Below are 11,268 nucleotides of genomic sequence, written 5' to 3'. Positions count from 1 at the left end.
TGGTGCCGGCACCAGGGATCGAACCCGGGACCCCCTGATTACAAATCAGGTGCTCTGCCAGCTGAGCTATACCGGCCTGGCCCCTCCGTAACAGAGCCTGGAAAGGGCGGCAAGCGCCTTTGCGCAGGAAAGCCTTTCGCGTGTTCGTCTGCCAGCGTCCGTCACGTATCGGCCCATCCGATCCCGTCGGGGCTGCTGATTTGGGCGCTGGCGGCCTTACCCTCAAGGGTTGCACGGGCGGGATCGCCAAGCATTCGGTTTTTTATCGCAAAACCAAAATACTGTGAGAAAAGTAAAATTTAACACAATATATATGGCGCGCGTTAACACTCTGTTTACCTTTTTGAAGTTCTCCTTAAGGATGTATACCCCTGACTTGCCAGGGGCAGGCCAAAGAGGGAGGGCTTGTCGGTGGTGTTGGAAGCGAGTGTCGATTTCAGTGATATTTCGATCTCTCCGACGCCCCGCGTCGGCGGAAGCCGGGCATTCTGGGTCTGGAAACGTGGTTTCGATGTGGTGGGGGCGCTGGCCCTTCTGCCCATCGTTCTTGTGTGCATGGTGGCCCTTGTGCTGCTCAACCCGTTTCTGAACCCCGGGGCGGTGTTCTTTTCGCAGGTGCGTATGGGGCGGGGCTGCAAACCCTTCACGGCCTACAAGTTCCGCTCCATGCGCGCGGCGGGGCAGCCCGCGCGCGGGACGGAAGAGCCTCTGGAACATGACCGCATCACGCGCTTCGGGAAATTCCTGCGCAAGACCCGGATCGACGAACTGCCACAGGTCTTCAACGTGCTGCGCGGGGAAATGAGCTTGATCGGCCCGCGCCCGGATTACATCCACCATGCGCGCAGCTACCTGCGCCAGATCCCGGAATACCGCCGCCGTCACGACGTGCGCCCGGGCATCAGCGGGTACAGCCAGGTTCACCTGGGCTATGTGATCGGCACCGAGGCCACCCGCGACAAGACCCGCGGCGATCTGCATTACATCCAGAATGCGGGGTTTGCGATGGATCTGCAGCTTGTGCTGGGCACGGTCCGAACGGTCCTGACCCAGTCCGGCGCGTGATGCGGGGCGGGTGGCATACGTTGATCTGGCCCCGTCGCTGTGAAACAAGCCCTTGAGTTGAGCATTTCCAAGCGAGTTTGCACGCGATGAACATGAACAGGCAATCCAGGCAGATCGCACAGCAGGCGCCGACAGGCGAGCACGGCGCGGCCGATGACGTGGATATCCTGGCGCTCTTCCGGACCCTCTGGCGGGGCAAGTGGCTGATCCTGCTGGTCACCACCCTCTGCGTCTTTCTGGCCTGGCTCTATGCCAGCCATGGTGCGCAGCGCAAGTTCACCGCGCATTCGGTTGTCGTGTTGGAAAGCCGACAGGAAAACGTGGTGGATTTCGACAGCGTGGTCTCGGGCCTCGCCGGGGATCAGGCCAGCATCAATACCGAGGTCGCCGTGCTGCGGTCACGCGGATTGGTCGAACGGCTGGTCATTGAAGAGGATCTGACCACGGACCCCGAATTCAACCCCGCCCTGCGCCCCGCCCCCGCCATTCCGCTGGACGCCTGGAAAGACGCCCTCTTGGGCCGCGAGGCGGAGCCGCCGCTGTCCGGCCAGCCGCTGATCGACGCCACGGTGGACCGGGTCCTGGAGGCGCTGACGGTCAGGAACGAGCGGCAGAGCTATGTCTTCACCATTACCTTCGTCACCACCAAACCGGACAAATCCGCCCATCTGGCCAACCGGTTGGGTGAACTTTACATCCGCTCGCAGCTGGATGTGAAATTCGAGGCGACCGAACAGGCGACCGCCTGGCTGTCCGAGCGGGTTGGCGAGCTGAAGATCGACCTGGAAAGCGCCGAGGCCGAGGTGAAGAGCTTTACCTCAAACACCGACCTGGTCAGCGTCGAGGCGCTGGAGGGGCTCAATCGCCAGCTCAAGGAAGCGCGTGAACGGTTTGAAAACATGGGGGAAACGCGGATCGAGGTAGAGGCGCGTCTGGCCAGCCTCGAAGCCGCCCTGGCAGGCGGGGACGCTGCGCGCATGCTCGAAGTTGCCGCCGATCCCGACCTGCGTCGGGTCCATGCGCGGTCCGGCGATGGCGATCTGTTTCGGACCCGCTATGACCTCTTGTTGCAACGCGCCCGTCAGGACGTGAGCCGCGCCCGGCTGCAAGAGGAAAGCCTGCGCGACAGCGTGGCCAAGCTGAACGCCCAGTTCGAACGCCAGTCGGACGATCTGGTTGCGCTCCAGCAATTGCAGCGCGAGGCCGAGGCAAGCCGTTTGATCTATCAATACTTCCTGGGCCGCCTCAAGGAGACCGCCGTGCAGGCCGGGATCCAGGAGGCCGACAGCCGCGTCCTGTCCCATGCCGCCGTGCCGCGCCACCCCTCATCACCCCGCAAGGCGCGCCTGATGGTGCTGGCCGGGCTGGTGGGTTTCGTGCTGAGCGCGGCCGCGATCATCCTGCGCGAGGTGCTGCACACGGGCTTTCGCACCGCCGAGGAGCTGGAGGTCGCGACCGGCCACACCGTCATGGGCCAGATCCCGCGCGTGCCGGTGCGCGACACCCGCGCGGGCGTGATCAAGTACCTGGCCGACAAGCCGACCTCGGCCGCGGCGGAAGCGGTGCGCAACCTACGCACCTCGGTGCTTCTGTCCAATGTGGACGCGCCGCCGCAGGTGATCATGGTCACCTCGTCGCTGCCCGGCGAGGGCAAGACCACCGCCGCCATTGCGCTTGCGCAGAACTTTACCGGGATGGGCAAGAAGGTGCTGCTGCTCGAAGGGGACATCCGCCGCCGGGTGTTCAGCCAGTATTTCGACCTTGACGAGGCGAAGAGCGGCCTGCTGGCGGTTCTGTCCGGCGCGCGAGAGATCGGCGAGGTGGTGCAGCGCTCGGACCAGTTCGGCGCGGATGTGATCCTGGGCGAAAAGAGCACGACCAATGCGGCGGACCTGTTCTCGTCCGAGAAGTTCCGCGAATTCATGGGGCAGGTGCGCACGCTCTATGACGTGGTGATCATCGACACGCCGCCGGTGCTGGTGGTGCCCGACGCGCGGGTCATCGCCGGGGCCGCGGATGCGATCATCTATGTGGTCAATTGGGACGACACCGCGCGCAGCCAGGTGCAGAACGGCATTCGCCAGTTCGACCAGGGCGGCACGCCGGTGACCGGGCTGGCCCTGTCTCAGATCGACCCGAAGGGCATGCGCCAATATGGCTATGGCGGGCGCCACGGCGCCTATGCGGGCTATGGTGCCGATTATTACAACACCGGTTGAGTTGTGTTCCGGGCCCGCGGTGCCACTCAACCACAGGGAAAGAATTGCCAAGTCAACTCATGTCTTGGTAATGTTCTGAGGATACACAGGCCCCAGGGGCCAAAGGGAAAAGGACTGCAACAATGGCACGTTACCGGAAATTCACGGCGCAGATCACCGCCAAACTCTCCGCTGCTTTGCTGGCGGTTTCCGTCGTTTCCATGTCCGCACCCGGTGTGCTGGCCGCCGCGGATGTCAGCGAGGCCTGCAAGGCGCTGCAACAGCAGGTCGACCAGGGCGCGCGGCTCAGCAAGGCGGCGCAGGACCAGTATGACGAATGTTTCCCGATCGCGGTTGGCGGTGATGCGAAAGGCGTGACCAATATCGTGCCGGGCCTTCTGCCGATCATCGCCGGGGCCGGTGGCCTTGCCGCCGCAGCGGCCGGTCTGGGCGGCGCAGGATCGACCGGCAGCACCACGGGCGCGGGCCAGTAAGGCACCGCCCGCCCAACGGTCATCGATGACCGCCCCCGCTACGCTGCGGGGGATCGGCGGTCTGGCCGTGGCGGGTCAGTGCAAAATCGCGATCATGCCCAGCCAGTCGCCCGCCCATTGGCGCGATTGCACCAGCTGGCCATCCTGCCCGACCCAATAGAGGTTGCGCAGCTCGCCCCCTTCGCTCAGGCAGATCTCGGCCAGGAAGGTGGTCTGCGCGGTGGCGCCGCCCGGCACCGGGATCTCGCGCGCGCCACGGTTCTCGACCCGGCAGACAAAGCGTTCGGCAACCAGCCGGTCGTCCCCGTTCAGATGGCGAAAGGTGCGTTCCACCGCGCCTTCGCGCCGGGCCAGTACCATCGGAATGACCCGGGCGTGTTCGCTGGACATCAGGTCGCCGCCCAGGCCGCGGGTTGCGCTCAGGAACCCCTGGTCCAGCGTGATCAGGCTGCCGTCCGCCGACAGATACGCGCTCACGCCCTTGCGGCTTTGCACCTGATAAAGCGCGCCCTGCGCCGCGCGGGACTCGATCTGTGCAATGATGGCCGGGGCACCGGCCCGGGCCAGGGCCTCGACCCGCGCCGCCTGTACCGGATTGTGGCGCGCATCCTGTTTGAACAGCCGCTTCATCGCCGTATTGGTGCCGATCACCGCGCTATTGCCGTGCTCGATACCGCCTGTATCCGCGCAGCCCGTCAGCAACAACGCCACAGCCCCAAGAGCAAAAGTCGAAAGCCGTCTCATCGCCAGAACCGCCCCCAACGGTCGCTCAGATAGGGATCGTTGAAATCCCCCACCACGTCATAAAGCCGGTTGCGCACATCCAGCCGTGCGCCGCCGTCGCGGGTGATCATGCGCAGCGTCGTGGAATAGCCATCGCGCGAGGGATCGCCGGTCAGCCAGGCATGGGGCAGGGTGAAATAGATGCCCCGGTCAAAGGCGCCCTCGCCGAAATCGTCGAAGGGCACATCGGTCAGGGTCATATAGGCGCCGACCCGCCAGCCATTGTTGAAGCGCCTTTCCAGCTTGAAGGTCGCGCCCCAGTCGCCGGCCAGGTAACGCCCCGCGTCCACCTGCGCGAAATAGCGGTCGTTGAACCGGTAATAGCCGGACACATGGCCGGTCACCACGTCATAGTCCTGAAAGCCGAACAGGATGTCGAAATCGCGCTGGCGGGCATAGTTGACCTCGGCGCCGACGGCGTATCGTTTGCCCTCGGGCATCCACAAAAGCTCTGCCGAGGCGCCGCCGAACATGCGTTCAAGATAACCCGCCGTGACCCGGCCATAGAGGTCGCGCCCGGGGCGGAAGAAATATTCGCCGGTCAGGTGGGTGATCTCCAGATCCGACTGGCGGTCATATTCCGCCCCGTCCGACCGTACATGGGGCAGCACCGAGTCCGACTCCCGGATCGACTTGTCCAGATTTCCCAGCAGCGGCTGGCGCAGGGCGCCCGAGAAGATCAGCCCGGGGCGTGGGGTCCAGCTTGCCTCCACTTGAAGGCCGAAATCGGCGCGCACCGGCGAGTTCGGATCGAACAGGCTTGGCGACAGGTAGGGGCTGAAGCTCAGGGCAAAACGGGGCAGCGGGGCGGGCAGCGTTTCGTCCTCCGCCGGTCGCAGGTCCGCGCCATCGGCAACAACGGCCCGCGCGCGCATCTCCTCGCTGCCCTCGGCGGCCCATTCCAGTTCCTCCAGATCGGCGCGTTGCACCGTGACGGCGGTGGTCGGCATGCCCCGGGTGACCGGCACTACGGTCAATGCCTCGACCGAGGCGGGCAGGACCTGCGTCATTGCCCGCGCGCTGCGCCCGACCGCCTGGGCGGCGGAGCCATAGGTGCCGTTGACGATCCAGGCGGTGGCCGCGCCCGCCTCCAACCGCAGCGCGGTCAGCGTCATACCCTGCTCGGCCAGGGCGGCGGCCAGGGCCGCGCGCATGTCCGCCTGTCCGGCCTCGTCCTGCACCCAGGCGCTGTCCCAGCTGTCCGCCGCGCCGGTGCGCAGCGCCACCACCGGCGGTGCACCGTCGCGCCCGCCGGGCAGCACCGGGCGGGACGGGTTCAGCGCATAGGTCGCGCGCAATCCGATCTGGGTGCCATAGGCGTAGTAAAGCCCCAGGTTCCAGTTCTTCACCTGGTAATTGGCCCCGAAGTTCCAGGGGCTGTCATGGGCAAAATCGAACCGGTCGGCCTCGACCTCATAGGTGTCGCGCGAATATTCCGCGACCAGGCTCAGCCGGTCGTTCACCTGCCAGCGCAATCCGCCGAACAGCTCGGGCGTGCCGGTAAACCAGTATTCCCAGGTGTCGATGGCATCGGCGCCCTCCAGGATCGGGCGCGGGTGGCCCGCCAAACGGCCCCAGCCCAACCCGCCCGAGACGGTGACCGGGCCGATCCGCTTGGTCGCCACCAGATATTCACTGGAGTATCGCCCGGTGCCCGCGAAATCGCGCATGCCGATGGACAGCGAGGGCAGAAAGGCGCCCTCGGCCCGGATCAGGTAGTTCCAATCGAAGCTGCGGTCATAGTTGGTGTAATCCCAGAACCCGTCGCCATGGGAGGCATAGCGGAACGTGCCGGTCAGGCGCGGGCTGAACTGGAAGGTAAAGGTGTTGCGCAGCACCCCGTCCATCCCCGCCGATGTGATCGCCAGCTCGCCATCCGGCAGGGCCTCGCCGGTCGGATTGTCGATCAGGCCCGGCGTGCCGAACAGCGACATCGACGGCCCAGACCCAGGCCCCTCGGCCCGGACGCCCGTCGGCACCAGCGCCAGCAGGGCGGCCAGCGTGACCAGCGCGGTCGAGGCCAGCCCCCGGCGGGTGCGCGGGTCGGTCGGTCCTGTGAACATGCGACGTGATCCCCCCAAGGAACGCGGTCTGATACGGCTCATTTGGCGCCAGGACGGCGCCTGTGCTATGCTGCGTTCCTGGCTGTCGCCCGATTTCAGGTGGCAGCCCTGGGGTGAAACAGGCGCGACGGGGAACACTGCTATTGGTTGTTCAGCAGGTTCGCGGTCATCCTGCAAGTAGAAATGATCGCGTATCTCAGCCCATCCGGCGCCTGTGACTTCCCTGCCACCCGGCATGGGGGGCGAGGGGTGGATCATCGCATTTTCCGGCTACGTCCTGTGGGGGGACGTTTCGGTGAAATGCAGCCGGTGATGCGTGGGCGCAGCCGGGCCCGGTCACAGCGACCCGGCCCGGGCTCGCGCAGCGCAGGCCGCTAAAATCCAACCCACTTTCGTACGCTGGCTCAACCATTTGGTAGCCAAAGAATGGGACGCTCACCCTGCCGGAGGGGTCCGGCCGTCCGCAATCGCGGACCCGTTTCGAGGGGTGAAACTATGTCTGCAAGGTCCTTTTCGGGCGTGGCTTGGCCGCGCCTGCGCCATGCCATCTGCACCGGGGTTTTCTGCCTGGCGGCCCTGGCGCCATTTCTGCAATTCACGGCCGCCCATGCGGCCCAGAGCGCCGCGCGCGGGGCGGATCGGGTCATCGTTATCCGCAATGACCGCGGCGGGCTGGTGGCCAAACGCGCCGAACAGATCCGCCAGATCCGGCGCTCGGGCCAGCGGGTCGAGATCCGCGGCACGCTCTGCCTGTCCTCCTGCACCATGTATCTGGGCCTGCCGGGCACCTGCGTCAGCCCGAACACGACCTTCGGCTTTCACGGGCCGTCCCGCTCTGGCCGTCGCCTGTCGCCCGACGAGTTCGAATACTGGTCGGCGCTGATTGCCCGCCACTACCCGGCCGCCCTGCGCGACTGGTACATGGAGACCGGTCGCATGCGCATCACCAGCTACTATCGCATGTCGGGGCGCGAGCTGATCCGACTGGGCGTGCCCGCCTGCACCTGAGCGCGGATGTCCTCACTGCCCGGCATCCGTGTGCGGACTGTGATGGGCGGGTTTCGCCGCCCGATCCGCCACGACGCCATTGCAACCGAAGGGCGAAGCCCGTAACCCGGTGGCAGGGGGGCTTTCCCTCCGATCAGCAGGGAAGGGCCGTGTACATGTTGGACATCCGCGAAACCGCCTTGCCGGGCGTGCTTGTCCTGACCCCGAAACGCGTCGGGGATCATCGCGGTTTCTTTTCCGAAAGCTGGAACCGCGCGCGCATGGCCGAAGCGGGGATCGAGATCGATTGGGTCCAGGACAACCATTCCCTCTCGCATGAGGTCGGCACGGTGCGGGGCCTTCATTTCCAATCGCCACCCCATGCCCAGGCCAAGCTGGTGCGCTGCGGGCGCGGACGGCTCTTCGACGTGGCCGTGGATGTGCGTCGGGGCAGCCCCACCTATGGCCAATGGGTGGGCGAGGAACTGTCCTTCGACAACGGCCGCCAGATGCTGATCCCCGCAGGGTTCCTGCACGGGTTCGTCACCCGTGAACCGGACACCGAGGTGGTCTATAAATGCTCCGATTTCTACGCGCCGGACTGTGATGGCGCGCTGCGCTTCGATGATCCTGAGATCGGCATCGACTGGGGGCTCGCACCCGGCGACGCGGTGCTGTCCGACAAGGATCGGGACGCGCCGCGCCTTGCCGATTTCGACACGCCGTTTACCTTCGAAGACTGATCGGGGAGGGGGAGATGAAACTGATCGTGACCGGGGGCGCAGGGTTCATCGGCTCCGCCGTGGTGCGCCTGGCGGTGGCCCGTGGACACGAGGTGGTCAACCTCGACGCGCTGACCTATGCCGCCTGCCTGGAGAATGTCGCCAGCGTGGCCGATAGCCCGCTTTATTCCTTCGAACAGGCTGACATCCGCGACCGCGCCGCGCTGGATCGCATCCTGGCCACCCATCAGCCCGGCGCGATCATGCACCTGGCGGCCGAAAGCCACGTGGACCGCTCGATCGACGGGCCCGGCGACTTCATCGAGACCAATATCACCGGAACCTACAACCTGCTCGAAGCCGCCCGTGCCTATTGGGTGGGGCAGGGCAAGCCGGAGGGGTTCCGCTTCCACCATATTTCGACCGACGAGGTCTTCGGCAGCCTGGGTGACACCGGCCAGTTTACCGAGGACACACCCTACGACCCGCGCTCGCCCTATTCGGCGTCCAAGGCGGCCAGCGACCACTTGGTGCGCGCCTGGGCAGAAACCTACGGGCTGCCCGTCGTGCTGACCAACTGCTCGAACAATTACGGCCCATACCACTTCCCCGAAAAGCTGGTGCCCGTGGTGATCCTGCGCGCTCTGGCCGGTCAGCCGATCCCGGTCTATGGCGAAGGCCTGAACGTGCGCGACTGGCTCTATGTCGAGGATCACGCCGATGCGCTCCTGACCGTGCTCGAACGGGGCCAGCTCGGCCGCAGCTACAATATCGGCGGCGAGAACGAGGCGAGCAATATCGACCTGGTGCACAAGATTTGTGCCATCCTCGATGACAAGCGCCCGGGCCCCGGCGCTTACGCGGACCAGATCACCTTCGTCGCCGACCGCCCCGGCCACGACCTGCGCTATGCCATCGACCCGACGCGGATGCGCGAGGAGTTGAACTGGCGTCCCTCGGTGACGCTGGACCAGGGGCTGGAGCGCACTGTTCAGTGGTATCTGGACAACGAACCCTGGTGGCGCGCGCTTCAGGACCGTCATGGGGTGGGCGAACGGTTGGGCACCAAAGCGTAAGGGCAGAGGATGACGGTACTGGTCTTCGGCAAGACGGGGCAGGTGGCACAGGAACTGGCGCGGCTGGGGGGCGTGCGCTGTCTGGACCGCGCCCAGGCGGACCTGTCTGATCCCGCGGCCTGTGCAGCGATCATCGCGAACACCGACGCCACGGCCGTGATCAACGCCGCCGCCTATACCGCCGTCGACCGTGCCGAAGATGACGAGGCGCTGGCCACCACCATCAACGGCCACGCCCCAACCGCCATGGCCAAGGCCGCCGCCGCGCGCGGCCTGCCTTTCATCCAGATTTCAACGGATTACGTCTTTGACGGCTCCGGTGATCAGCCCTGGACACCCGACGCGCCCACACGGCCTCTGAACGCCTATGGCCGTTCGAAACTCATCGGTGAAGAAGGCGTGCGCGCCGCCCGTGGGCCGCATGTGATCCTGCGTAGCAGCTGGGTCTTCTCGGCCCATGGCACGAATTTCGTCAAGACCATGCTGCGCCTGTCGGAAAGCCGCGATCAGCTGACCGTGGTGGCCGACCAGATCGGCGGCCCCACCTGGGCGGGCGACATTGCGCGCGTCTGTCTGACCCTCGCCGAGGCGCTGACCAACGGTCACCCCGGCGGCACCTACCACCTCTCCGGCGGGCCGGACACCTCCTGGGCCGATTTTGCGCGGGGGATCTTCGCCCAGGCAGGCCGTGACACCCAGGTTACCGGCATCCCCTCGGCAGATTATCCGACCCCGGCCAAACGCCCTGCCAACTCCCGACTTGACTGCACCAGCCTCGCCCGGGACTTCACCATCCCACGCCCGGATTGGCGCGCGGGGCTGACCCATGTATTGAAAGAGTTGAAGGAGTGACCCCATGACCAAACCCCGCAAGGGCATCATCCTCGCCGGCGGCGCCGGCACCCGGCTCTATCCGATCACCATGGCGGTGTCGAAACAGCTCTTGCCGGTCTATGACAAGCCGATGGTCTATTACCCGCTGTCGGTGCTGATGCTGGCGGGCATTCGCGAGGTGGCGATCATCACCACGCCCGAGGACCAGTCGCAGTTCATCCGCCTGCTGCAGGATGGCAGCCAATGGGGCATGTCCTTTACCTATATCGAACAGCCCAGCCCGGATGGGCTCGCCCAGGCCTTTATCCTGGCCGAGGATTTCCTGGACGGCGCGCCCTCGGCCCTGGTGTTGGGCGACAACCTGTTCTTCGGTCAGGGCCTGGGGGACATGCTGCGTGCCGCCTCCGCCAAATCCGAGGGCGGCACCATCTTCGGCTACCGCATCGCCGACCCGCAGCGCTATGGCGTGCTGGAGTTCGACACCGAAGGCCGCGCGGTCTCGATCATTGAAAAGCCCGAGGTGCCGCCGTCCAGCTATGCGGTCACCGGGCTCTATTTCCTCGATGGCAAGGCGCCGGAACGCGCGCGGCAGGTCACGCCCTCGGCCCGCGGCGAGCTTGAGATCACAACGCTTTTGGAGATGTACCTGCATCGGGGCGAACTGGCGGTGGAACGCATGGGGCGCGGCTATGCCTGGCTCGACACCGGCACCCATGGCAGTCTGCTGGATGCGGGCAACTTCGTGCGCACGCTGGAAAAACGCCAGGGCCTGCAGACTGGCAGCCCCGAGGAGATCGCCTTTGACCAGGGCTGGCTCTCGCGCGAGGCGCTGCTGGAGCAGGCCGAACGCTATGCCAAGAACGATTATGGCCGTTATCTGGCCGCGTTGACCGGGTTCGTGGATTGAACACCGGCCCTGAGCGTAGGGCCAGAGCACGGGATCAGGGTCGAGGATTTCTTGTTATGCACCCGCAGGTTGCGCCTTCGCCCTTGGCTTCACCCGTCAATTCATGACAGGATGGCACGGGGTCCGCACGGGCCCCGTT

10 protein-coding genes and 1 tRNA gene are annotated in these 11,268 nt (G+C 65.6%); 8 read left to right on the top strand and 3 right to left on the bottom strand.

The genetic code is table 11. The annotated features are described in order from the left end of the window. Positions 1-76, bottom strand: a tRNA-Thr gene (locus tag ACO07D_RS20955). Between the two features lie 335 nt (positions 77-411). Here ACO07D_RS20955 and ACO07D_RS20950 point away from each other — a divergent pair. The 3 genes from ACO07D_RS20950 to ACO07D_RS20940 all read left to right on the top strand — a co-directional run bounded on the left by ACO07D_RS20950 (position 412) and on the right by ACO07D_RS20940 (position 3,757). Beyond that, entirely contained in the window at positions 412-1,065 is a 654-nt protein-coding gene (locus ACO07D_RS20950; RefSeq protein WP_421704870.1) for a sugar transferase, read from the top strand. Between the two features lie 92 nt (positions 1,066-1,157). After that, positions 1,158-3,284 (top strand): GumC family protein, encoded by a 2,127-nt coding sequence (locus ACO07D_RS20945; protein WP_421704869.1) that lies wholly within the window; start codon positions 1,158-1,160, stop codon positions 3,282-3,284. 122 nt (positions 3,285-3,406) lie between these two features. Beyond that, positions 3,407-3,757, top strand: coding sequence for a hypothetical protein (locus tag ACO07D_RS20940; protein WP_421704868.1), 351 nt, complete (start codon positions 3,407-3,409; stop codon positions 3,755-3,757). Positions 3,758-3,832: 75 nt separating this feature from the next. On the opposite strand, the gene ACO07D_RS20935 is transcribed toward ACO07D_RS20940, so the two are convergent. Both ACO07D_RS20935 and ACO07D_RS20930 read right to left on the bottom strand, forming a co-directional pair. Further along, positions 3,833-4,468, bottom strand: a complete 636-nt coding sequence (locus ACO07D_RS20935; protein WP_421704867.1) for a YjbF family lipoprotein — start codon at positions 4,466-4,468, stop codon at positions 3,833-3,835. A 29-nt stretch (positions 4,469-4,497) separates the two neighbouring features. Then, positions 4,498-6,603 (bottom strand): YjbH domain-containing protein, encoded by a 2,106-nt coding sequence (locus ACO07D_RS20930; RefSeq protein ID WP_421704866.1) that lies wholly within the window; start codon positions 6,601-6,603, stop codon positions 4,498-4,500. Positions 6,604-7,098: 495 nt separating this feature from the next. Here ACO07D_RS20930 and ACO07D_RS20925 point away from each other — a divergent pair, with 495 nt between their 5' ends. The 5 genes from ACO07D_RS20925 (at position 7,099) to rfbA (ending at position 11,129) form a co-directional block, all read left to right on the top strand. Continuing rightward, positions 7,099-7,611, top strand: coding sequence for a hypothetical protein (locus ACO07D_RS20925; protein ID WP_421704865.1), 513 nt, complete (start codon positions 7,099-7,101; stop codon positions 7,609-7,611). A 155-nt stretch (positions 7,612-7,766) separates the two neighbouring features. After that, positions 7,767-8,333, top strand: a complete 567-nt coding sequence (rfbC, locus tag ACO07D_RS20920; RefSeq protein WP_421704864.1) for a dTDP-4-dehydrorhamnose 3,5-epimerase — start codon at positions 7,767-7,769, stop codon at positions 8,331-8,333. Between the two features lie 14 nt (positions 8,334-8,347). Beyond that, positions 8,348-9,388 (top strand): dTDP-glucose 4,6-dehydratase, encoded by a 1,041-nt coding sequence (gene rfbB / locus ACO07D_RS20915; RefSeq protein WP_421704863.1) that lies wholly within the window; start codon positions 8,348-8,350, stop codon positions 9,386-9,388. A 9-nt stretch (positions 9,389-9,397) separates the two neighbouring features. Further along, entirely contained in the window at positions 9,398-10,240 is an 843-nt protein-coding gene (gene rfbD, locus ACO07D_RS20910; RefSeq protein ID WP_421704862.1) for a dTDP-4-dehydrorhamnose reductase, read from the top strand. A 4-nt stretch (positions 10,241-10,244) separates the two neighbouring features. After that, the gene (rfbA, locus tag ACO07D_RS20905) at positions 10,245-11,129 is read left to right on the top strand and encodes a glucose-1-phosphate thymidylyltransferase RfbA (RefSeq protein WP_421704861.1); all 885 of its coding nucleotides are present in this window, start codon (positions 10,245-10,247) and stop codon (positions 11,127-11,129) included. Positions 11,130-11,268 lie beyond the last annotated feature (139 nt).

This window comes from Aliiroseovarius sp., from assembly GCF_965228805.1.
In the GTDB taxonomy this organism is placed as follows: domain Bacteria; phylum Pseudomonadota; class Alphaproteobacteria; order Rhodobacterales; family Rhodobacteraceae; genus JASBTN01.
The sequence above is the reverse complement of the archived record's forward strand: the minus strand, read 5'-3'. Positions and strand labels throughout refer to the sequence as shown.